Raw genomic sequence first — 23,073 nt, 5'->3', positions numbered from 1 at the left:
ACAGACCCCATGACCACCCACGCGCCCACCCAGGCACCCGCGTACGCGAGCCCCGCCGACGTCGCCGCCCACGGCCCGTACGGACCGGGCCGGACCGACCGGCCGGGACCTCTCTATCCGTTCCAGGGCCGGATCACCGGAGACGGATCCGGCGAGCATCCGGCCGAGCCCGGCCGTTATCACCTGTACGTCTCCTACACCTGCCCGTGGGCGCAGCGCGCCGCCATCGTGCGCGACCTCGCCGGGCTGCGGGACGTCGTGTCGCTGTCGTACGTGGACGACGACCGGGACGCGCGCGGCTGGGCGTTCCGCGAGCGGCGCGGCCCCGACCCGGTCAGCGGCTTCACGCTCCTGTCCGAGGCCTACGACGCCACCGAGCCCGGATACCCGGGCCACATCTCGGTGCCGGTGGTGTGGGACCGGCGGACGAACCGGATCGTCGGCAACGACTACGCCGTGATCCCCTTCGATCTCGGCACCGCGTTCGCCGAGTGGGCCGGCTCGGGCCTGGACCTCTACCCGGCGGACCTGCGCGACGAGATCGAGGCGCTGGACGAGGAGATCGCCCGGGACGTCAGCCAGGGAGTGAACCTCGTCGCCAGGGCCTCGTCGCAGGAGGAGTACGAGCGGAGGCGCGAGCAGGTGACCGCCGCGCTGGACCGGCTCGACGCCCGCCTGGCCGGCCGGCGGTACCTGTTCGGCGACCGCCTCACCGAGTCCGACGTGCAGCTGTGGGTGGTGCTGGCCCGGTTCGACCTGCTGCACAACCCGCTGGCCGGGATCAGCGAGCGGCCGTTGACCGGCTATCCCAACCTCTGGGCGTACGCCAGGGACCTGTACGGCATCCCGGCGTTCCGCGAGACCACCGACTTCGCCGCGTTCCGGGTCCCCGGCAGGCCCGCCCCCTCCGGTGACGGTCCGGTGCGGATCGAGGTCGCGCCGCACGAGGCGGACTGGCACGAGCCGCACGGCCGCGAGGCGCTCGCCTGGGAGCACGTGTGAGCATCCCCCGTGAGGCGTCCGGGGACGACGACGGCGGGGAGTCCGGAGGCACCGGGGGCACCCCGCCGGCGGGCGCGGTGCGCTGGGGGGTCACGCTGCCGCTGGCGGGGCTCGGGCTGCACCGGCACAGGGAGATCGTCGAGGCGCTGCCCTCCCTGGGCTACGGCGACGTGTGGACCGGGGAGGGCGGCGGTTACGACGGCCTCACCGCGCTGACCGCGGCACTGGCCTGGTCGCCGGGGCTGCGGGCGGGCACGGGGGTGCTGCCGGCCCAGACCCGCGGCCCCGGCGTGCTCGCCCAGACGGCCGCCTCCATGGCCGAGCTGGGCCAGGCCGAGGTGCTGCTCGGCATCGGCTCGTCCGTCCCCGCCCACGTCACGGCGCTGAACGGCCGCCCGCACGGCCGGCCGTACGCGCACGTGCGGGACCTGCTGCGGTTCCTGCGCCGGGCCTTCGACGGGGAGCACGTCGTGGAGACGTACGAGACCTTCTCGATCGACTTCGAGCTCCGGCGGCGTCCCCCGGTGCGGCCGAAGGTCATCGTGGGCGCGTTGCGGCCCGGCATGCTGAAGCTGGCCTTCACCGAGGGGGACGGCGCGATCACCAACGTGCTGGCCGCCCACGAGGTGCCGAGAATCGTCGATGCCGCCGGGCCGCCCGCCGACGGGCAGGAACTGGTCGTCAAGATCTTCGTGACGCCGACGGACGACGCGGCGTACGCCAGGGCGGCCGGACGCGCCTTCCTCGGCTGGATCCTCAACCAGCCACCCTACCGAGCGTTCCACGACTGGCTCGGCCGGGGCGACGCGCTGGCCGCGTCGCGGGCGGCCTGGGACGCGGGGGACCGGCGGGGCGCGGCCGAGGCGCTCCCGGACTCGGTCGTGGACGAGCTGTGGGTGCACGGCTCACCGGAGGAGTGCCGCGCCCACATCGCGCGGTACCTGCACCCCGGCGTCACCGCGGTCGAGCTCCACATCACCCCGACCCCCGAGCTGGACGCGGCCCCCGGCGCGCTGCCGGAGGTGCTGGCCGCCCTGCGCGTCCCGCAGGACCAGGCGGGCCCGGGACGGAGCTGATCCTTCGGACGTCGCGCGCGTGGCCGCTGCCGTTACCTTTCGTCTCCAACCCGCCCCTGCTTGCCTGCCGATCATTCGCCGGCTCCGCCTCAAGGGGTAGTCGTATGAATACACTAGGTAGTCACATGCTGGGTTGGCGCAAACGCCACATCCGTTACGTACGCATACAGGAGAGCGCATGCACACCCCTACCTCCCAACCTGATTCCACCGGAACCGGCCACCTCGTCGGTCGTGCCGGCAGAGGCATCGGGGGCGTCGCAGCGGCGGCCGGACTACTGCTGGCCATGGCCGCCCCCGCCCACGCCCAGACCACGAAGTCCTACAGCACACCAGGCACCTACACCTTCACCGTTCCCCAAGGCGTGTCCGAGATCAGGGTGGTCGTGACCGGGGCCGGGGGCGGTGGCGGCTCCGCCTTCCCCGGAAACGAGACCGAAGGCGCATGGGGGGGCGGCGGTGCAGGCAGCGGCGCCACAGTATCGTGCACCCTGGCCGTCTTCCCCGGCAACACGCTGACCCTCACCGTCGGAGCCGGCGGCGCCGGCGCCGCTTTCGGCGGAAGCACCACCCCCGGAGCGAACTCGTCCATCACCCGCCCCGACGGTGGAGCCGGTGCCGAGGGCGGTCGCGGCGGTGAGCCGGCCAACAAATACGGCGGCGGCACCGGCGGCCCGGGAGGTGACGTATTCGGAGCCTCCGGGTGCAACGGCAGTAACCGCACCCTCACCAACGGCCGGGCCGGCACCTCCAGCACATCGGACCAGGGAGGCGCCGGAGGCGCGGCCTCGGCCGGGGTGTCCAGCGCCTGCCCCGCCGAGACCGGCGCCGGCGGAAGCGGCGGAAGCGGCGGCTTTTACTCCGCCGCTCCCGGCAACCCCGGCCGCAACGGCTGCGTCGTCCTCAGCTACTGACACCCGACGGCACGAGAATCCGATCGGCCCCCGCCGTGGCGGGGGCCCAAGAACTTCGGGGCCGGGGTCACGGCAGGGAGTAGAAACGCCCGCCCGGCGCGTCCGGTCCTTCCGCTCGTACCAGACGCGTTTCGCCTTTGTTAGGGTGCCCGGATGCCCTCTCAGCGCACCCTACTGCCGCGCTCGGCACTGGCCGCCTCGGGGATGTCGTCCCGTTCGATCGCCGCGCTGCTGGACCGGCTCGAAGCACGATCCGTCGAGTGCCACTCCCTCATGGTCGTACGCCACGGTCACGTCGTCGCCGAAGGCTGGTGGGCGCCGTACTCGGCCGGACGCCCCCACCTTCTTTACTCGCTGACCAAGTCGTTCACCTCGGTCGCCGTGGGGCTCGCCATCGCCGACGGGCTGCTCTCGCTGGACGATCGGGTGGTGGACGTGTTACCCGACCACGTTCCGGCCGGCATCTCGGAACAGGGACGCCGCCTCACCGTTCACCACCTGCTGTCCATGACGGCCGGACACCGTACGGACAGCCTCGCCGAGGCCTGGGAACTGGAACCGGGCGACCTGGTGAAGGGCTTCCTGCGTGTGCCGTTTCCCGAGGCCGAGGGAACACGGCACGCCTACGACAATCCGACCACCTTCGTCCTGGCCCGGATGGTGGAACAGGTCATGGGCCGCAGCCTCCCGGACCTGCTCGACGAGCGCCTCTTCGAGCCGATGGGCGTCGACCACGCCGAATGGGACCGGGTGGCGAGCGGCGCCGCCTTCGGGTTCCACGGACTGCACCTCACGACCGAGGCCGTCGCCGCCTTCGGTGAGCTGCTGCTGCGCGGAGGCCTCTGGGGCGACCGGCGGCTCGTCCCGCGCGAGTGGGTGGAGCTCGCGACCCGGCGGCACATCGGCACCCTGCCGTCCGAGGACGGATCAGGGGACGCCGACTACCTGTGCGGTTACGGTTATCAGTTCTGGGTGTCGCGTCACGGTTTCCACGGTGACGGCTCCTTCGGCCAGCAGTGCGTGGTCGTCCCGTCGCACGATCTCGTGGTCGCCGTGACCGGCGCTCATACGCAGGCGCAGACAGTGCTCGACGCGATATGGGAGTGCCTGCTGCCCGGCACGGACCACGCGGGAAGCACCCGCGACGACGAGATCCTCGCCGATCGGCTGCGGCGGCTGTCACTCGCGCCGGTGCCGGGTTCGGCGGCTCCGGGGCGTTCCGTCACGGCGAGGCTCGACGCCTCCGCCGAGGGTTCGGCTCTCCCCGGCGGAACCCCGGTGACCGTCGATCCCGTGCACGGTGGATGGCTCCTGCGACTCGGGTCGTTCCTCGACGTCGAGGCCGGCCACGGCGAATGGCGGGAGAGTTCGCCGCTCGGCCGCCCTGTCGTCGCGACCGGCGCCTGGCAGGGCGGCACCTTCGTCGCCGAGCTCCATGTCGTCACCACCCCGCACCGGGTCCGGCTGGTGGTCGACGCCGGCGCGGGGACGGCGGTGGCGACGTGGAACATCGTGCCCCTGACCAGCCCCGATCTGGTGACGCACCTGCGGTCGCCGCTGATGACACGGCCCGACGTCGCGTAGGCGACGCCGGGCTCCACGTCACCCAGGGCGCGCCAGGCGATCCGGTGCTCAGATTCCGGCGTCCGACCACGCCTCGGCGAGGAGGTCCTGGGAGCGGACGCGGTCGGCGTGGTCGTGCGTGATCGTGGTCACCAGGAGCTCGTCGGCGCCGGTCGCCTCCTTGAGCACGCGCAGCCCCTCCACCACCTTCTCGGGGGTGCCCGCGAACCGGGTGTCCACCCGGTCCGCGACGAGGGCCTGGTCCTCCTCGGTCCACTCGTGCGCGTACGCCTCCTCGGGAGAGGGGTACCGGACGGCGCCCCCGCCGGACCGGATGCTGCGCACCCACAGCCCGTACGGCTCGCCCACGCGGCGGGCCTCCTCCTCGGTGGGCGCGACCAGGACGTCGGCGGACACCATGACGTGCGGCTCGGGGTAGTCCCGGGACGGCTTGAAGGCGTCGCGGTAGGACTCGACCGCCTCCAGCACGGTGGCCGGGCTCACGTGGTAGTTCGCCGCGAAGGGCAGCCCGCGCTCCGCCGCGACCTGCGCGCTCTGGCCGCCGCTGCTGCCGAGGACCCACAGCTCCACCTCGGCGCCCTCCCCGGGCTGGGCGTGCGCCTCGTGCCCCTCGTCGGACCGGTAGCGGCCGGCGAGCAGCGCGATGATCTCGTCGACCTGGACGGCGAAGTCGGGCGTCCGCGCGCCGGGCTGCTGCAGCAGCGCCCCGGCCAGGGCGAAGAGCGGGTGCCTGGCGAGCGAGGCGAACGAGAACGGCGGCGGGATCAGCAGGCCCCTGACCGTCCGCGCCTCCGTGGCGGGCGGGCCCGCGGGCTGGGAGCCGGTGAGTGCGGGGCCGGCAGGCCGGGGGCCGGCCGGCTCGGGCGGGGTGGCGAGCAGCTCCCGGGCGCGCTGGCCGGAGCGGCCGAGTCCGAGGTCGATGCGGCCGGGGTGCAGCGCGTCGAGGGTGCCGAAATGCTCCACCACGGTGAGCGGGGTCTGGTGGCCGAGCTGGACCGCACCGGAGCCGACCCGGATGCGGCGGGTGGCCGCGGCCACGGCGCCGATGAGGACCGCGGGCGCGGAGCTCGCCACGCCGGGAGTGAGGTGGTGCTCGGCCAGCCAGTAGCGGTGGTATCCGGCGTCCTCCGCCCGGCGGGCGAGGTCGACGGTGTTGCGCAGGGCGTCCCGCGCGGTGGCTCCGGAGGAGATCGGAGCGAGGTCGAGAACGGACAGGCGGGTCATGCGGGTCCTCCGGTGGGGAACGGCCTGCTGGGGATCTGCGCGCGCAGGACGGGGGCGATGTCGCTCTGGAACAGTTCGAGCGACGCCCGGTGCTGCGCGCCCGTCAGCCCGTCGGCCTCCGCCTGCACGTGCAGCACCTCGTGGCCGAGCCGCTCGTGATAGCGGTGCGCCTTGTCGATGATCTGCTGGGGGCTGCCGACGAGGATGGAACTGCGCTCGACGGCGTCCTCCAGCGTGTGGAACACCGGGTCGAGCCCCCGCTTCTCCAGGAACGCCACCCGGGCGTCGAAGATCGGCCGGTAGGTCTCGACGGCGTCCTGCGACCGCGGCGTGGCGTAGTAGCCGGCGCTGCCCGCTCCCACCAGCGCGCCGGCCGGGTCGTGGCCGTAGTGCTCCCACCGCTCCCGGTAGTACCGCACCAGTTCCGCGTACGGCTCGACGGGGTTGGTGACGTTGGCGGAGAAGAGGGGGTCGCCGTAGTGGGCGGCGAGGTCCACCGACTCCCTGCTGGTGGCGCTGCCGTGCCAGACCCGCACCGGCCGCTGGAGCGGCCGGGGGAGCACCTCGGCGTCGGCCAGCGGCGGCCGGAAGCGGCCCGACCAGGTCACCCGGTCCTCCCGCCAGAGCCGCCGGAACAGCTCGTAGCCCTCGCGGTTGCGGTCCCACTGGTCCGCGCCGGTGACGTGGAACAGCTCCGCCTGGGCGGTGCCGTTGCCCTTGCCGATCATCAGCTCCAGGCGCCCGCCGGACAGGTGGTCGAGGGTCGAGTAGTCCTCGAACGCCCGGACCGGGTCGAGCAGGCTGAGCGTGGTCACGGCGGTGAACAACCTGATCCGGCGGGTCAGCGCCGCGACGTGGCTCAGCACCACGGGCGGGGACGAGGACAGGAACGGCCGCTCGTGCCGTTCACCGAAGGCGAACCCGTCGAAGCCCAGTTCCTCGGCGAGCACCGCGCTCGCCACGATCTCGCGGAAGCGCTCCGCCGGAGACTTGATCTCGCCGGTCAGCGGATGCGGCAGGTGGAACCCGAGTGTCATGGCCAGGAACTTCACGCCCGGACCACCGCCCCGCCGGCGAGCCGCGCGGCGCCGTCCGGAGCGGTGCCGTCCGGAGCGGTGCCGTCCGGAGCGGTGACGCCGCTGGCGGCGCCGCTCATTACGCGGCTCATGACGCCGTCGCGTAGCGGTTGGCGGGGCGTGGCAGGCCGAGCCGCCCGCGCAGGTCCCCGGTGTCGTACGCCGTGCGGAACGCGCCCGCCGCCCGCAGCTCGGGCACCAGGCCCCGGGTGATCGCCACCAGGTCGCGCGGCAGCTCGCCCGGCCGGAGGCGGAATCCGTCCAGCCCCGCCTCCCGCCAGCTCAGCAGCAGGCCGGCGAGCGCCTCCGGGGTGCCGGTGAAGATGTGGGCGTCCGAGACGAACTCGCCCCCGTCGAGGTCGTCGAGCCGCGCCTTCCGGTCGGCCGCGCCACCGGTCTCCAGGAAGACCACGAGGTCCGCGAAGATCTTCAACGGCGGTCCGGCCCGGCCGGTCGCGGCCTCCGCCGCGCGCACCCGCTCGACGATCGCGGAGGCGTCCTCCCGGTCCCGCGGCGTGACGTACACGACGTCGGAGGCCCGGGCGGCGAACTCGTACGGCTGCCTGTCGTGGGCGAGGGAGGTGACCAGCGGCTGCCCCTGCGGCGGGCGCGGCGTGATCGAGGGACCCTTCACGCTGAACCAGTCACCCTGGAAGTCGATGTAGTGCAGCTTGTCGCGGTCGACGAACCGGCCGGTCGCAACGTCCCTGATCTCGGCGTCGTCCTCCCAGCTGTCCCACAGGCGACGGACCACCTCCACCGCGTCGGCGGCCTCGCCGAGCAGGCCGGCCACATGCCGGGTGAAGGCGGGATCGGCGCGGTCGGAGAAGTCCAGCGGCGGCAGGACCCGGCGGCCGAAGTGCGCGGCGTGGTCGGGGCGGCCCGAGACCTGGGGCCGCCAGCCGGCCCTGCCGCCGCTGACGTGATCGAGGGAGGCGATGCCGATCGCGGCGTGGAACGGCTCGGTGTGGGTCGTGCCGGTGGTCGGCACGAGGCCGATCCGCGAGGTCAGCGGTGCGACGCCGGAGGCGATCAGCACCGCGTCGAGCCGTCCGCGCACCTGGTCGAGCCGCTCGTCGGGTTCGTTCAGGCGGGTCGACTGCAGGCCGAGGGCGTCTTCGAAGGTGACAAAGTCGAGCAGGCCGCGCTCGGCCTCCGCGACGAGGTCCGCCCAGTAGGCGAGGGTGAACAGCCGGTCCGGTCGCGCGCCCTCGGCCCGCCAGGCGGCCGGGTGCCAGCCGGCCCCGTCCAGTGCGACGGCGAGGTGCAGAGTCATCGGTTCTCCTTCGTACGGGGGGCCGGCACGGGGGCGGCCGGGTCGCGGAGGGGCAGGTCGCGGAGGGCGGAGTCACGGGGACCCGGGTCACGGCCGGCGGAGTCACCGGGGGCCGGGGCAGTGAGCGCCGGGTCGCGGGGGGCGAGGCCGAGGTGGTTGCGGAGGGTGGGCCCGGTGTACTCGGTCCGGAAGACGCCCTTCTCCTGCAGCAGCGGTACGACCCTGTCGACCAGGTCGTCCAGCCCGCCCGGGGTCAGGTGGGGCACGAAGATGAAGCCGTCGGCGGCGTCGGTCTGCACGAAGTGGTCGATCTCGTCGGCGACGGCGCGGGGGGTGCCGATGAAGGTCTGCGGCGCGGAGACCTCGATGGCGAGCTCCCGGATCGACAGGTTCTTCTCCTCGGCGAGGGCGCGCCATTTGGCCACCACCTCGCCGCGGTCACGGCGGAAGGCCGCGTGGCCCCTGGTCACGCCTTCCTCCAGGTCCGGCTCGACGCCGGGCAGCGGGCCGTCCGGGTCGTACCCGCTCAGGTCGCGGCCCCAGACGGCCTCCAGGAAGTAGATCGCCTGCTGCGGGCCGACCTGCGCGCGGCGGATCTCGGCGGCCCGTTCGGCGGCCTCGGCCTCGGTGTCGCCGAGCACGTACGTCACCGCGGGGAGGATCTTCAGGTCCTCCGGCCGCCGGCCGTACGCGGCGAGCCGGCGTTTGACGTCCCGGTAGAAGGCGCGGCCCTCCTCCAGCCTGCTGTGCCTGCTGAAGATCACGTCGGCCGAGGACGCGGCGAACTCGCGGCCCTCGTCGGAGTCTCCGGCCTGGATGATCACCGGATGGCCCTGCGGGCCCCTGGGCACGTTGAACAGCCCCGAGATGTCGAAGTGCCGGCCCTGGTGGCGGAAGGCGGTGACGCCGCCGGGCCGCAGGAACCGCCCCGTCTCCGGGTCGGCGGCCACCGCGTCGGGGGCCCAGGAGTCCCACAGCTCCCTGGCGGTCTCCAGGAACTCCTTCGCCCGGCTGTACCGGTCGGACTCATCCAGGAAGCCGCCGCGGCGGAAGTTCTCGCCCGTGAAGGCGTCGAAGCTGGTCACCACGTTCCACGCGGCCCGGCCGCCGCTCAGGTGGTCGAGCGAGGCCAGCCTCCTCGCCACCTCGTACGGTTCGTTGAAGGTGGAGTTCACCGTCGCGGCGAGTCCCAGGTGGGTGGTGACGGCGGCCAGCGCGGCGAGGACGGTCAGGGACTCCGGACGGCCCACGACGTCCAGGTCGTGGATGCGGCCCTTCGCCTCGCGCAGCCGCAGTCCCTCCGCGAGGAAGAAGAAGTCGAACTTACCCCGTTCGGCGGTCCGGGCCAGGTGGCGGAACGACTCGAAGTCGATCTGGCTGCCCGACGCGGGATCGGACCAGACGGTCGTGTTGTTCACACCCGGGAAGTGCGCGGCGAGATGGATCTGCTTGGACATCGGGCGCTCCTGGTGACGGAAACCTAGTAACACAGTAGGGATTAAGGGTTTTTGCGTCAATCGTCACCGTCGAACTGGATCGGAGGCGCGGGCACGCGCCGGCCGCGACCGGTGTCCCGGCCGTCCGGAAAGGGCCCCGGTTGGCCTCTTGACGGGGGGTTGACCTATCCTCTCCGTCACGTCACCGATCTGCTCTAGGGTTGGGCGGGCCATGGGACGCGGTGACGGGCACGGTGACGCGGCGACCGGGACGCGGCGACCGGGACGCGGCGACCGGGACGCGGCGACCGGGACGCGGGCGATCGGGACGCGGGCGATCGGGACGCGGCGACCTGGACCGGGCGGGCAGTGGCCGGGCCGGCGCGAACGAAGGGGTGGCGTAGTGGCGCTCAGTGACGACGCCGGGCCGGTGACGGCGCCCGGCGCCGACGTGTTCACCGCCGACGAGGAGGTCGGCCGGGACCTCGCGAAGGTCGACTGGCGGGCGACCCCCCTCGGGCCGCCGGACGAGTGGCCGCAGAGCCTGCGTACCGCGGTGAGCATCCTGCTGTCGTCCCGGTTCTCCATGTGGATGGCGTGGGGCCCCGAGCTGACCTTCTTCTGCAACGCCGCCTACCGCCGCGACACCCTGGGGCGCAAGTATCCGTGGGCGCTGGGCCGGCCGGCCAGCGAGGTGTGGGCGGAGATCTGGGACGACATCGGTCCCCGGATCGGCACCGTGCTCGCCACGGGACAGGCCACCTGGGACGAGGCGCTGCTGCTGTTCCTCGAACGGTCCGGATACCCGGAGGAGAGCTACCACACGTTCTCCTACAGCCCGCTGCGCGACGACTCCGGCGCGGTGGTCGGCATGTTGTGCGTCGTCAGCGAGGAGACCGAGCGGGTCGTCGGCGAGCGCCGCATGTCGACCCTGCGCGATCTCGGCTCCGACCCCAGTGTGGTCCGCACCGAGCAGGAGATGCTGGCCTTCACCTGCCGCCAGCTCGGCCACAACCGGCGGGACCTCCCGTTCACGCTGACCTATCTCTTCCAGGACGACGGCGGCGCGCGGCTGGCGGGCGTGACCGGCATCCCCGCCGGGCACCCGGCCGCCCCCCTGACCCTGCCGGCCCGCGACCCGGACGGGGCGGTGTGGCCCATGGCGGCGCCGGCCCGGGGGGAGCCGGTGCTCGTGGAGCTCGAGGCCGCCGGGTTCGCCGGGCTGCCGTCCGGTGACTGGCCGGAGCCGCCCGCCCAGGCGCTGCTGGCGCCGCTGCTCCAGCAGGGCAGCGCGCCGTACGGGTTCCTGGTGGCCGCGCTCAACCGGTACCGGCCCCTCGACGAGAGCTACCGCGGGTTCCTGGAACTGGCCGCCGGGCACGTCGCCGCGGGGATCGCGAGCGCCCGCAGCTACCAGGCGCAGCAGCGGCGCGCCGAGGAGCTGGCCGAGCTCGACCGGGCGAAGACCGTCTTCTTCTCCAACATCAGCCACGAGTTCCGCACCCCGCTGACCCTGATCATGGGACCGGTGGAGGAACTGCGGGGCCGCCTGCAGGGGGCCGACCCGCAGGTGCGCGAGGAACTGGAGGCCATCCGCCGCAACGGGTTGCGGCTGGGCAAGCTCGTCAACACCCTGCTCGACTTCTCCCGCATCGAGGCCGGCCGCATGCAGGCCCGCTACGAGCCCGTCGACCTGGCCGCGGTCACCGCCGAGCTGGCCAGCCTCTTCCGCTCCGCCATCGACAAGGCGGGCCTGGACTTCGAGGTCGACTGCCGTCCCCTGGAGGAGCCGGTCTACATCGACCGCGGCATGTGGGAGAAGGTGGTCCTGAACCTGCTCAGCAACGCGCTGAAGTTCACCTTCGAGGGCTCGGTCGGCGTGTCGGTGCGCGGGGAGGACGGCTGTGCCGTGGTGACCGTCACCGACACCGGCATCGGGGTCCCGGCCGACGAGGTGCCGCGGCTGTTCGAGCGGTTCCACCGCATCGAGAACGCCCGCTCGCGCTCCAACGAAGGCAGCGGCATCGGCCTGGCCCTCGTGCAGGAACTCGTCGGCCTGCACGGCGGCACCATCGCCGCCGAGAGCGCGGAGGGCGCGGGCACCCGCTTCACCATCCGCCTGCCGTTCGGCGCCGCGCACCTGCCCGCCGAGGCGATCACGACGGCCGGCGGCGGCAGCGTGGCGTCCGCCACCGCCGACCCCTTCGTCCAGGAGGCCCTGCGCTGGCTGCCCGGGGACGACGCGGCCGTATCCGGTGGGGACGACATGGAGCTGGCCGCCCAGGACCCATCCGCCGCCCGCCCGGCGGGCATCCCGGCGCGGGTGCTGGTGGCCGACGACAACGCCGACATGCGCGGATATCTCGTCAGGCTCCTCACGGGCGCGGGATACCTCGTCGACACCGTCGGCGACGGGCAGGACGCCCTGGACGCCATCCGCGCCGAGGCCCCCGACCTCGTGGTGAGCGACGTGATGATGCCCCGCCTGGACGGCCTGGCGCTGGTCGCGGCGCTGCGGGCCGATCCGCGCACGGCGGCCGTCCCCGTGCTGCTGCTGTCGGCGCGGGCGGGCCAGGAGGCGTCCATCGAGGGCCTGCAGGCCGGCGCCGACGACTACCTCGTGAAGCCGTTCGCCGCCGCGGAGCTGCTCGCGCGGGTGCGGGCCAACATGGAGATGGCGCGGCTGCGCCAGCACCAGGCCCGCTGGCGCACCGCGCTGGTCGACTCGCTGCAGGAGGCGTTCTTCGTCTGCGACGAGAACGGCGCGGTCGTCGAGATCAACAGTGCGTTCGCCGACATGCTCGGGTACGGCCCGGAGGGCCTGCCGTACACGCCGATCCACCCGTGGTGGCCGGACCGCGACGTCGACCCCGCCGCCCACCGGCAGGTCGCCGACGCCTTCGCGGGACTCGTCGGCCCCGGCCAGGGCAGCTACACCATCCCGGTCATCCACCGGGACGGGCACCGGCTGTGGATCAGCGTCACCTTCAACCAGGCGCAGGACCCCGACACCGGGCGCCAGGTGGTCGTCGGCACCTTCCGCGACGTCACGGCCGAGCACTACGCCATCCAGCGGGAGAGCGCCCTCGCCTCCCTCAGCACGTCGCTGTCCCAGGCCGGGAGCCTGACCGAGGCGCTGTCCGGGGCGCTGGGGGAAATGCGGACCCTGTGGCGCGCCCGGCACGTGCTGGCCGCCGTCTTCGAGCACGACGGCGACCCCACCCTGACCGCCACCGACGCCTCGCTCAACTGGCGCGCGCTACCGGCCGAACACCGCGAGGCCCTCACCGACCTGCGTAGGCGGCCCCTGCTGACGCCCGCCGCCGACCGCAGCGGAGTCGGCGTGCTGCTGGAGCATCCCGACGGCCCGATGGCGCTGTGGGTCGAGCTGGGCGACCAGCGGCCGTTCTCCCGGGAGGACGAACTGCTCCTGTCGCTGCTCGCCGGGCACCTCGCCCAGGGGCTCGTCCGCGCGCACCAGATCGACCAGCAACGCGAGACCGCGATCGCGCTGCAGCGCGCCATCCTCGGCCCCGCCGACCTGCCCGAGGGATTCGCCGTCCGCTACGAGCCCGCCACCCGTCCCCTGGAGGTCGGCGGCGACTGGTACGACACCATCGCCCTGCCCGGCGGGAACATCGGCATCGTCGTGGGTGACTGCGTCGGGCGCGGCGTGGAGGCGGCCGCCGTCATGGGGCAACTGCGCAGCGCGTGCCGCGCGCTGCTCCTGCAGGACGCCAGCCCGGCGCGCACGCTCATGGCCCTGGACCACTTCGCCGCCGGCGTTCCGGGCGCGAAGTGCACCACCGTCTTCTGCGGCGTGCTCGACCCGGAGACCGGGGTGCTGACCTACTCCAGCGCCGGGCACCCGCCGGGCATCCTCGCCCACCCCGACGGCACCACCCGCCTGCTCGAAGACGGGCGGTCGATCCCCCTGGCCGTCCGCCCCGGCGCGGAACGCCCGGAGGGCGAGGAGGTCATCCCCGCCCGCGCCACGCTCATGCTCTACACCGACGGCCTGGTCGAGCGCCGCCGCAGCCCGTTGAACGCGGGCATCGACCAGGCCAGCCAGGCCGTGCAGGACGGCCGGGACGCCGCGGTCGACGACCTCGCCACGCAGGTGATGGTGCGGCTGGCGCCCGCCGACGGCTACGACGACGACGTCGCCCTGCTGCTCTACCGCCACCCCGCCCCGCTGGAGATGGCCTTCCCCGCCGAGTCGTCCCAGCTGGCGCCCGTCCGCAGGGCGCTCCGGACCTGGCTCGCCCAGTGCGACCTGCCGGCCCAGACCATCCAGAACGTCCTGGTCGCCGCCGGAGAGGCGTGCGCCAACGCCATCGAGCACGGTCACCGCGACGCCCCCGGCGACATCGTCCGCCTGCGGGCCGAGGCCTTCGTGGACAACCTGCGCCTCGTCGTCGCCGACACCGGCCGCTGGAAGTCCCCCAAGGCAGAGGAGAACACCCACCGCGGGCGCGGTGTCGCCCTCATGCGCGCCATGATGCAGCAGGTCACCATCACGCCCGGCCCGTCCGGCACCATCGTCGACATGCACACGAGGATCGCCTGATGACCACGCCCCTCACCCTCACCTCCAGCCGCCGCGCCGACGGCGCCGCGCTGCTGACGGCCACCGGCGAGATCGACATGAGTAACACCGACGCGCTCGCCGAGGCTCTCGGCAACATCCCGGGCCCCCTCGTGCTGGACCTGACCGCCGTCGAGTACCTCGACAGCGCCGGCCTGAGCGTCCTGTTCGCCCACGCCGACCACATCACCCTCATCGCCAACCCGCTGCTCACCCCCGTCCTGGACATCTCCGGTCTCGCCGGTCTCGCTCCCGTGGAGACCGGCGAGCACGAGGCCCCCGTCTCGTCGTAGCGACCCGCTCCTGACGGCCGGGGCGGGCGGAAGATCTTACGGGTCGCGAACGGCCGCGGCCGGAGCGGTCCCGGCGGGGCGGCGGCGGTCTACCCTCGGCGCGTGAAGGTGCTGCTGACCGGCTCGGCCGGGTTCATCGGAAGTCACGTCGCCGAGGCGCTGACGGCGGCCGGGCACGAGGTGGCCGGCCTCGATGTGCGGGCGGGCGGAGTCGAGCACGGAGACGTGCGTGACGAGACGGTCGCCGGCCGCCTGCTGCCGGGCGTGGACGCGGTGGTCCACCAGGCGGCCAAGGTCGGCCTCGGCGTCGACGTGGCGGACCTGCCCGGCTACGCCTCGGTGAACGTGTACGGCACGGCCGTGCTGCTGGCGGCGATGGCGCGGCACGGCGTCGGCCGCATGGTGCTGGCGTCGTCCATGGTCGTCTACGGGGAGGGCGCGTACGAGTGCCGCGAGCACGGGCCGGTCCGGCCCCGTCCCCGGGCCGCCGGGGACCTCGACCGGGGGATCTTCGAGCCGCGCTGCCCCGGTTGCGCCTCGCCGCTCACGCCGGTGGTGATCGGCGAGGACGCGCCCGCCGATCCCCGCAACGCCTACGCCACCACGAAGCTGGCACAGGAGCATCTCGCGGCCAACTGGGCCAGGGAGACCGGCGGCGTCGCCGTCGCCCTGCGGTATCACAACGTCTACGGTCCGCGGATGCCCAAGGACACGCCGTACTCGGGCGTCGCGGCGATCTTCCGGTCGGCGCTGGAGGCGGGACGCGCCCCGCGCGTCTTCGAGGACGGCGGGCAACGGCGCGACTTCGTCCACGTCCGCGACGTCGCGCGGGCCAATCTGGCGGCGCTCGCCGGGGGCCGGGAGGGCGCCCTGGCCGCGTACAACGTCGCGAGCGGACAGCCGCACACGGTGGGGGAGATGGCCGCGGAACTGGCCGCGCGGCGGGGCGGGCCGCCCCCGGTCGTGACGGGGGAGTACCGCCTCGGCGACGTGCGGCACATCGTCGCCTCGCCGGGCCGGGCGCGGGCGGAGCTGGGCTTCCAGGCACGCGTCGGGTTCGCCGAGGGCATGCGGGAGTTCGCCGTCGCGCCGCTGGGCTGAGCCGGTTACGCGGCGACGGTTACGTGGCGACGGTCCCGCGGCGACGGTCCCGCGGCGACGGTCACGGGGCGATGTCCGTGCGGCCCGGTCATTCTGGGCCGGTCATTCTGGGCCGGCCGTCCGGAGGTCACGTTCTGGTCGGTGATGGACGGCGGCGCCGTGGTGGGCTGCGGGGCGATCAAGAGGCTGGACGAGGCCCACGCCGAACTCAAGTCGATGCGGACGTCGGCGGCCCGCAAACGCGCGGGGATCGCGTCCCTGCTGCGGCACATCCTCGCCGAGGCCGGGCGGATGGGCTTCACCCGGCTGAGCCTCGAAACCGGCTCGGAGGCGCACTTCCTGCCCGCCAGGAAGCTGTACGAGAAGTTCGGGTTCACCTACTGCGAGCCCTTCGGCGACTACCATCCCGATCCGCTCAGCGTGTTCATGACCAGGCGCCTCTGCGGCGGACCGTTCTGAGGCAGACCGTTTCCCATCCCGGTCAGGGGACGACGGCGACGCCGCCCACGATGCCGGCTCCGGGCCTGCTCTCCAGGGGCGTCTCCGGAGGCTCGGGGCGCCACTCCTCCAGCGGCACGACGCCGGGCTCCAGCAGGCGCAGGCCGTCGAACAGGCTCCGCACCTCGGCCGTGGTGCGCGGCACGGCGCCTCCGCTGGTGGTGGCGGTGTAGACGGCCCGGCTTCGCCTGACCGCGTCCTCGTCGAGGTCGCCGGGCGTGCCGTGGGAGAGCACCACATGGCTCCCCGGGGCGAGCGCCTCGCGGAACGTGCCGACGATGCGCGCCGCCTCCGCGTCGTCGACGACGAAGTGGAGGACGGCGAGCATGATCAACGCGATCGGCCGGCCGAAGTCGAGGTGGCGGAGGACCGCCGGGTGGGTGAGTACAGCCTTGGGCTCGCGCATGTCGCCGGGCACCACGATGGACCGGGGGCTGTCGGCGAGCAGGGCACGGGCGTGGACGAGCACGATCGGATCGTTGTCGACGTAGACGACCCGGGAGTCCGGCGCGACGGCCTGTGCCACCTGGTGGACGTTCTCCTGCGTCGGGAGACCGGTGCCGACGTCGAGGAACTGCCGGACGCCCGCGCCCGCGAGGTGCCGTACGGCCCGTACGAGGAAGGCGCGGTTGGCCCGGGCCACGTCGCGGGCGTTCGGCAGGATCTCGATGATCTTCTCGGCCGCCTCGCGGTCGGCGGCGAAGTTGTCCTTGCCGCCGAGGTAGTAGTCGTACATCCGGGCCACGCTCGGCGTGGAGGGGTCGATCACCCAGTCCGGTGCCTGCTCGTCGTACACGCTCTGCCCCCAAGCGTCTCGATCTTCGACCATCATAGGGACGCTCACGGCAGATTTGACCGGCCTGTCAGGTAATCGCGAATACCGGTACCAGCCACCGGTCAGCGGATCACGTTGTCCGGCCTGTCCAGCCAGATGCGCTGGCCATCCGGGGTGACGGTCAGCCCGAACCGGTCCCGGCCCGGGCTTCCCCACTCCACCCAGCGGAAGAAGGCCTCTTCCACCTCGTCCCACAGATTGCGCTCACCGAACTGCCGGACCTCCGATCCGGTGATCCAGGCCCCGGAATGCCCGGCCCACAACCAGATCTCGAACTCCTCGCCCGTGCCGAGACTCGCCGAGACGTCGGGCAGAGATCCCGCGATCGCGACATCGGCGCCCGATCCTGCCCGCAGCACTCGGCGGGGATCCGCCGTCGCCGCGCGCCTGCCGTACCCGCCCTCATGCTCCGGCGGAGCGGGAACGCGCTGAGCCCGCATCATCATGTAGTGCGCGCCCCCTGCGAACCGGCCGGTCGCCGTGCCGTCTCGTCCCACTGTCAGCCACAGCTTGTGGCCCGGCTCGAACCCCGGCATCCAGGGCAGCACGATCGCTCCGCCGGGGCGGGTCTGCTCCACCCACGCGTACGGCACCTCCCGCACGCCACAGGTGACATGGACCCGGTCGTACGGAGCTTGCTCCGCCCAGCCGTCCGCGCCGTCTCCCAGCACCAGACGCGGACCGAAACCGGCCTGCTTGAGGCTGGCAGCCGCCGCCTCATGCACCGCCGGATCGATCTCGACGCTGACCACATTCGCTTCACCCAGGCGATGGGACAGCAGCCCGGCCGTCCACCCGGTTCCCGTGCCGATCTCCAGGACGCGGTCGCCGTCATAGGGGCCCAGCAGTTCGAGGAAGTCCACGACAACCCCCGGAGCCGACAGTGAGGACGAATACACGCCCTCCCCGCCTACCTCAGTCGCTCCGTCGTCGAGCTGAGTGATGATCGGGTGGTCGGCGTACACCGCATCCCACCAGGCGCCCGTATCGGTGTCCCGATCGATACGGTAGCCCGGCCCCGTGTACGGCTCCGCCCAGGCCACCGCCGGGGCGAACAGATGACGCGGCACAGCGTGCAGCGCCGCGCGCCATCCCTCATCGGTCAGCTCGCCATTGGCCGCCAGCGCGTCAGCGAGCGCATCGATACGTTCGTGGAGATTCACTTGCCCCGTGTCCCTCCGCCTTTCCCCTGACCGTCACCGCTTTCCTTCGTCGGCTTCTCCGGGATGAACGGCTTGTCGTGCTTCTGCGGCCCCGCGTGCTTCGGCGGCTTCTTGTCCTCGTCCTTGCCCACGCCTCTCTCTCCTCCCCCTTTTGATCGTTCATGGCCGGCACACCTTCACTGTGCGGCACGTAGTGTCTCCGCGCCACCCGGTCAGCAGATCGCGCACATCGTCGTGCGCATTTGTAGGGTCAACGCGCGCAATTACTTCTGGCTTGCGCGTGGTTGGGCGAAAGCGGCAAAGGGATGAGTTGCGGGTGTCAGATCGGGCCGGTGATGATTGCGACGATCGTGGTGCCGGTGGGAACCTGTGCTTTTCGACCAAGTCGAAGATCCCGTACATCATCTTGCCGGTGTAGAGCCGGTCCGGGCGCAGGCCGTGCCGCTTCTCGAAGTCCTCGATGAAGGACAGCAGTTCCGGCTTCGTCTTCGCGTATCCGCCGAAGTGATAATTCAGATTCTTGCCGGGGATCTCGGGATCGATGAGATCGTCGCGCTTCAGCAGCAGGCGAATGCCCCGCGCTTCGAGGCGGGGGTCGATCAGCTCCTCCACCGGCGAGGGCAGGCGGAACAGGGAGCCGGCGTTCTCCACGGCGGATTCGGCCGGCTCGTCAGGCGACAGGAACGACCGGTTCGTCGTCGGTTCCCTCGTAGTCGAACCAGTCGAAGGCCGCGCTGCCCTCGGTGACGTACATGCCGATCACCCGTCCGGTGAAACCGGTCGCCACCTCCGTGGACAGGTAGCGGCCGTCCAGTTCGGCGAGGAGGACGCCGCCGGCCGAGAAGGCGATCGTGTCCGGCCCGCGGGCGCCCACGCCGACCGGCCCGGCGCCGGCCTCGGCGGAACCGGTCACGGACGGCGGCAGCGGATCGGCCGTACGGCAGCGAACCGTGAGGGTGAGCGGTCCCGGAGCGACCGGGCGCCGCGCCACGACCTGGCGCAACGGGCCGATCCTGGCGATCACGGACGCCTCTCCGCCGGACACCTCGAGGTCGTAGTGGTGGGCCTCGTCGAGCCGTACGGACAGCCCGGCCCGGCCGGGATCGGGGTCGAGGCGGGCGCTGACGCGGCAGTCGTGGTGCTGCTGGCGCCGCCCGAAGAAGGTGTGGCCGGGACGGTCCAGGGTGGGGCCGGTGGCGTGCAGCGTCAGACGCCCGGGGCGCTCGGCCAGCGACCAGGAGTCGTCGGGGCGGGAGCGCACCGAGATCCAGCAGGGCGCGAGGCCGGGTCCGTCGAAGTCGTCGCGGACGGGGGGCGGGGGGAGCGGGTGCCAGGCGACGGGGGCGGGATGACGCTCCTCGACCGGCCCGGCCACCGGCCAGCCGTCCACCCACTCCACCGGAACGAGGAAGGTCTCCCGGCCGAGCACCTGGAACTCGGGGGAGTAGCCGCGGGGCCGGGCGCCGAGCAGGATCATCCACCAGGTGCCGTCGGGCGCGCACACCAGGTCGGCGTGGCCGGTGCTCTGGATCGGGCGGGAGGTGCCGCGGTGAGTCAGGATCGGGTTCACCGGGCCGGGCTCGAACGGCCCGCGCGGGGAGCGGGCGCGGGCGATGGAGACGGCGTGGCCGCGCTCGGTGCCGCCCTCCGACAGCAGGAGATACCACCACCCGCCGACCTGGAACAGATGGGGCGCCTCGGGATACTTGCCGCCGGTGCCCGGCCAGATGTCGACCGGGCCCTCCAGCACCTCGCCGGACGCCGGGTCGATGCGCGCCAGCCGGGGGCCGGAGGTCGTGAGCCAGCAGTCGCCCGCGTCGTCCCAGGCCAGGCTGGGATCGACCCGGGGCAGGTCGATCCAGACCGGGTCCGACCACGGGCCCTCGGGACGCTCCGCGGTCACCAGGAAGTTGCCGCCGTCGCTCACGTTCGTCGTGATCATGTAGAACAGGCCGTCGTGGTGCCGGATGGTCGGGGCGAAGATCCCGCCGGAGGCGACGGCCTCGGGCGGCAGGCGCAGCTGGGACGGCCGGTCGAGCACGTTGCCGATCTGCCGCCAGTGGACCAGGTCACGGCTGTGGAAGATCGGCACACCCGGGAAGTACTCGAAGCTGGAGCAGACCAGGTAGTAGTCCTCACCCACCCGGCAGACGCTCGGGTCGGGATGGAACCCGCCGATCACTGGATTCCGGTACGTCCGCATATGCAGGGTTCGCCCTTCCGTGCTCCGCTGTGCCGGGAGTGTCCGCCGGGGTGGATCGAAGACCTGGCTGGACGGGACCATAGGCGGATGATCCGCAACGCGTCAAGATCCACCCGGCGGCGCGCAGGCCTGGCCGCGCGCGGGCCGGACGGCCACTGGGTCGCCACCTGGACGTCGATGCCGCAGCTCACGGAGCCGGAGAACATGCCGCCCGCGCCGTTCGCCGGGGACGGCCTCGTCTTCGCCGGCAGCACGCTGCGCCAGACCCTGCGCGTCACCCTGGGCGGGCGGCGGATGCGGCTGCGCTTCTCCAACGCCTTCGGCGGCGCCGCCCTGCCTCTCACCAGGGTCGCCGTCGCGCTTCCCGGCGGCGGGCGGGCGGGGACCGGCGAGATCCGGCCGGGGACCTCACGGCGGGTGACCTTCCACGGCCGTCCCTCCGTCGTGATCCCGGCGGGGGCGCAGGCGGTCTCCGACCCGCTGAGCTTCGACCTGGCGCCCAGGTCCGTCCTCACGGTGACGGTCCACCTGGCCGGCGGTCAGCGCTCCTCCGCCGTCACCTCGCACCCGGGCTCCCGGACCACGTCGTACCTGCTCGCCGGGGACCACACCGAGGACGCCGCACTGGCCGGCGCGGCGCCCGCCGACCACTGGTACCTCCTCAGCGGCGTGGAGGTGTGGGCCGGGCCCTCGGCCGCCGCGGCCGTCGTGGTGGGCGACTCGCTGACCGACGGCAGGGGCTCGACCACCAACGGCAACGACCGCTGGCCGGACCGGCTGGCCGACCGCCTGCACGCCCGGCGCGCCACCTCCGGGGTGGCGATCGTCAACCAGGGGGCCGGCGGCAACCGGGTGCTCGACGACGGCCTGGGCCCGAACGTCCTGGCCCGCCTCGACCGCGACGTGCTCGCGCAGAGCGGAGTGCGCTGGCTGGTCCTCTTCGAGGGGGTCAACGACATCGGCACGGCCGGGGCGGCGGAGGCGGCCCAGAGGCGGGTGGCCGAGGACCTGATCGCCGCGTACGGCCAGGTCGTCCGCCGCGCGCACGCCCGGGGCATCCGCGTGTACGGCGCGACGCTGACGCCGTTCGGCGGCAACGACGCCTACGACGACCCGGGCGGACACCGGGAGCGGTCCCGGCAGGCGGTCAACGAGTGGATCAGGACGGGCGGCCGCTTCGACGCCGTGATCGACTTCGACCGCGCCGCCCGCGACCCGGCGGCTCCCCGGCGGCTCCTCCCGGCGTACGACGTGGGCGACGGCCTGCACCTGAACCCGGCCGGTTACCGGGCGCTCGCGGAGGCGGTCCCCGCCCGATTGTTCCGCGACGAGCCGCTGCCCCGTGGTTTCCACTACGACTGAGGTTTCCACTACGACTGAGGTTTCGGCTTCGAGTGACCCCGTCAACCGGCGGCCCACCCCGGAGGGGCCCCATAACACGATCAGGGTAAAGTACGCGAATTGGTCGATTTACCCAGATCGGTGAGGTAAAGGGTGTCGGGGGTTCAGGCAGTTCTGAAGCGCGTCGCACTCGACACCCGGCCCCTGGCCATCCCGGCGTACCGGCGGCTGCTGGTGGGTCAGGGCGTGTCGTTCGTCGGCTTCCAGCTCACCGCGGTGGCCGTGAGCGGTCAGGTCTACAGCATCACCGGGTCGTCGCTGTGGGTGGGCATGCTCGGCCCGGTGAGCCTCGTTCCGCTGGTCGTCTTCGGCCTGTGGGGCGGCGCGGTCGCCGACGCGATGGACCGCCGGCGACTGCTGCTCGCCGGGTCGGTCGTGGCCTGGGTGTCGACCCTCGCCCTGCTGCTGCACGCCTGGTCGGGGCTGGGGAGCGTCCACCTCATCCTCGCGGTGATCGCCCTGCAGTCGATCGGCTTCGCCGTCACCTCGGCGACGCGCGGCGCGATCATCCCCCGGATCGTCCCCACCGAGCGGGTCGCCGCGGCCAACACCCTGAACTTCCTGGTCAGCAGCGTCGGCACGGTGGTGGGGCCGTTGCTGGCCGGGCTGGTGCTCGCCCGGGGCGGCTACGCCCTGGCCTACCTCATCGACGCCGTCCTGTTCGGCGCGGGCTTCTACGCCGCCGTACGGCTGCCGACGCTCGCGCCCCTCGGCGAGATCTCCCGGCCGGGCCTGCGCTCGGTCGCCGACGGGCTCGTCTACGTCGTGAGCCGGCCGGTCGTGCTGATGTCGTTCGTGGTGGACATCATCGCGATGGCCTTCGCGATGCCGCGGGCGCTGTTCCCCGAGATGACGGCGGAGCGCTTCGGCGGGTCGGCCGTGGCGTTCGGCTGGCTGTCGGCGAGCATCGCCATCGGCGCGGTCGCCGCCGGGCTGCTGTCCGGCTGGATCGGCCGCGTACGGCGGCAGGGCGTGGCGCTCACGCTCGTGATCGCCCTGTGGGGGGTCACGGTCTCCGCGGCGGCGCTGGCGCAGCCGCTGTGGCTGGTCGTCGCGCTGCTGGCCGTGGGCGGCGCGATCGACCTCGCCTCCGCCGTGTGGCGGCAGACGATCCTGCAGACGTACGCGCCGGACGAGATGCGCGGGCGGCTGCAGGGCGTGTTCATGGTCGTGGTGGCCGGGGGCCCGCGCCTCGGCGACCTGCGGGCGGGCGCCACGGCGGACGCCTTCGGGCTGGTGCCCTCCTGGGCGGGCGGCGGCCTCGTCTGCGCGCTCCTCGTGCTGGTCGCCGGTTTCGCCGTCCCGGCCTTCCGCCGGTACGAGGCCGGGACCGCGCGGTCCGAGACGGCGGACCGGCAGCCAGAGCCGAGCGCGGACTGACCACACCTCGGACCGGCCGCGCCG

At 73.1% G+C, this 23,073-nt stretch carries 19 protein-coding genes; 10 read left to right on the top strand and 9 right to left on the bottom strand.

Annotated features, from left to right (window positions below; genetic code table 11):
• Positions 1-9 precede the first annotated feature (9 nt).
• The 4 genes from OG344_RS29165 (at position 10) to OG344_RS29150 (ending at position 4,575) form a co-directional block, all read left to right on the top strand.
• A complete protein-coding gene (locus OG344_RS29165; RefSeq protein ID WP_405085831.1) occupies positions 10-1,002 on the top strand; it encodes a glutathione S-transferase C-terminal domain-containing protein in 993 nt (330 codons plus the stop codon).
• Positions 999-2,078, top strand: coding sequence for an LLM class F420-dependent oxidoreductase (locus OG344_RS29160; protein ID WP_405085830.1), 1,080 nt, complete (start codon positions 999-1,001; stop codon positions 2,076-2,078). The genes OG344_RS29165 and OG344_RS29160 overlap by 4 nt, the downstream gene beginning before the upstream one ends.
• Before the next feature lie 178 nt (positions 2,079-2,256).
• A complete protein-coding gene (locus OG344_RS29155; protein WP_405085829.1) occupies positions 2,257-2,991 on the top strand; it encodes a hypothetical protein in 735 nt (244 codons plus the stop codon).
• Positions 2,992-3,144: 153 nt separating this feature from the next.
• Positions 3,145-4,575, top strand: a complete 1,431-nt coding sequence (locus OG344_RS29150) for a serine hydrolase domain-containing protein (RefSeq protein ID WP_405085828.1) — start codon at positions 3,145-3,147, stop codon at positions 4,573-4,575.
• A gap of 48 nt (positions 4,576-4,623) precedes the next feature.
• Here OG344_RS29150 and OG344_RS29145 read toward each other — a convergent pair whose 3' ends face one another.
• From OG344_RS29145 to OG344_RS29130, 4 genes are all read right to left on the bottom strand, one after another.
• Positions 4,624-5,799, bottom strand: a complete 1,176-nt coding sequence (locus OG344_RS29145) for an LLM class flavin-dependent oxidoreductase (RefSeq protein ID WP_405085827.1) — start codon at positions 5,797-5,799, stop codon at positions 4,624-4,626.
• A complete protein-coding gene (locus OG344_RS29140) occupies positions 5,796-6,836 on the bottom strand; it encodes an LLM class flavin-dependent oxidoreductase (protein ID WP_405085826.1) in 1,041 nt (346 codons plus the stop codon). Before OG344_RS29140 ends, OG344_RS29145 begins: the two co-directional genes overlap by 4 nt.
• 127 nt (positions 6,837-6,963) lie before the next feature.
• Complete coding sequence (locus OG344_RS29135) at positions 6,964-8,151, bottom strand: LLM class flavin-dependent oxidoreductase (RefSeq protein WP_405085825.1); 1,188 nt, start codon at positions 8,149-8,151, stop codon at positions 6,964-6,966.
• Positions 8,148-9,608, bottom strand: coding sequence for an NtaA/DmoA family FMN-dependent monooxygenase (locus OG344_RS29130; RefSeq protein ID WP_405085824.1), 1,461 nt, complete (start codon positions 9,606-9,608; stop codon positions 8,148-8,150). The genes OG344_RS29135 and OG344_RS29130 overlap by 4 nt, the downstream gene beginning before the upstream one ends.
• A gap of 382 nt (positions 9,609-9,990) precedes the next feature.
• Here OG344_RS29130 and OG344_RS29125 point away from each other — a divergent pair, with 382 nt between their 5' ends.
• From OG344_RS29125 to OG344_RS29110, 4 genes are all read left to right on the top strand, one after another.
• A complete protein-coding gene (locus tag OG344_RS29125) occupies positions 9,991-14,157 on the top strand; it encodes a SpoIIE family protein phosphatase (protein WP_405085823.1) in 4,167 nt (1,388 codons plus the stop codon).
• On the top strand, positions 14,157-14,468 hold the full coding sequence (locus OG344_RS29120) for an STAS domain-containing protein (protein WP_405085822.1): 312 nt from the start codon (positions 14,157-14,159) through the stop codon (positions 14,466-14,468). Before OG344_RS29125 ends, OG344_RS29120 begins: the two co-directional genes overlap by 1 nt.
• A 102-nt stretch (positions 14,469-14,570) precedes the next feature.
• Complete coding sequence (locus OG344_RS29115) at positions 14,571-15,569, top strand: NAD-dependent epimerase/dehydratase family protein (protein ID WP_405085821.1); 999 nt, start codon at positions 14,571-14,573, stop codon at positions 15,567-15,569.
• Between the two features lie 90 nt (positions 15,570-15,659).
• A complete protein-coding gene (locus OG344_RS29110; protein WP_405089192.1) occupies positions 15,660-16,028 on the top strand; it encodes a GNAT family N-acetyltransferase in 369 nt (122 codons plus the stop codon).
• A gap of 22 nt (positions 16,029-16,050) precedes the next feature.
• On the opposite strand, the gene OG344_RS29105 is transcribed toward OG344_RS29110, so the two are convergent.
• The 5 genes from OG344_RS29105 to OG344_RS29085 form a co-directional block, all read right to left on the bottom strand.
• The gene (locus tag OG344_RS29105; RefSeq protein ID WP_405085820.1) at positions 16,051-16,863 is read right to left on the bottom strand and encodes an SAM-dependent methyltransferase; all 813 of its coding nucleotides are present in this window, start codon (positions 16,861-16,863) and stop codon (positions 16,051-16,053) included.
• Positions 16,864-16,964: 101 nt separating this feature from the next.
• Entirely contained in the window at positions 16,965-18,065 is a 1,101-nt protein-coding gene (locus OG344_RS29100) for a methyltransferase domain-containing protein (protein WP_405085819.1), read from the bottom strand.
• Positions 18,062-18,196, bottom strand: coding sequence for a hypothetical protein (locus OG344_RS29095; RefSeq protein ID WP_405085818.1), 135 nt, complete (start codon positions 18,194-18,196; stop codon positions 18,062-18,064). Before OG344_RS29095 ends, OG344_RS29100 begins: the two co-directional genes overlap by 4 nt.
• A 28-nt stretch (positions 18,197-18,224) precedes the next feature.
• On the bottom strand, positions 18,225-18,716 hold the full coding sequence (locus tag OG344_RS29090; protein WP_405085817.1) for a hypothetical protein: 492 nt from the start codon (positions 18,714-18,716) through the stop codon (positions 18,225-18,227).
• Positions 18,717-18,735: 19 nt separating this feature from the next.
• Positions 18,736-20,247, bottom strand: coding sequence for a glycoside hydrolase family 43 protein (locus OG344_RS29085; RefSeq protein ID WP_405085816.1), 1,512 nt, complete (start codon positions 20,245-20,247; stop codon positions 18,736-18,738).
• A gap of 108 nt (positions 20,248-20,355) precedes the next feature.
• Here OG344_RS29085 and OG344_RS29080 point away from each other — a divergent pair, with 108 nt between their 5' ends.
• The gene (locus tag OG344_RS29080; protein ID WP_405085815.1) at positions 20,356-21,630 is read left to right on the top strand and encodes an SGNH/GDSL hydrolase family protein; all 1,275 of its coding nucleotides are present in this window, start codon (positions 20,356-20,358) and stop codon (positions 21,628-21,630) included.
• 132 nt (positions 21,631-21,762) lie between these two features.
• A complete protein-coding gene (locus OG344_RS29075) occupies positions 21,763-23,049 on the top strand; it encodes an MFS transporter (RefSeq protein WP_405085814.1) in 1,287 nt (428 codons plus the stop codon).
• Positions 23,050-23,073: the final 24 nt, after the last annotated feature.

The sequence above is a fragment of the Microbispora sp. NBC_01389 genome (assembly GCF_045040095.1).
Lineage (GTDB): Bacteria > Actinomycetota > Actinomycetes > Streptosporangiales > Streptosporangiaceae > Microbispora.
This window is presented reverse-complemented; position numbering and strand designations above follow the sequence as displayed.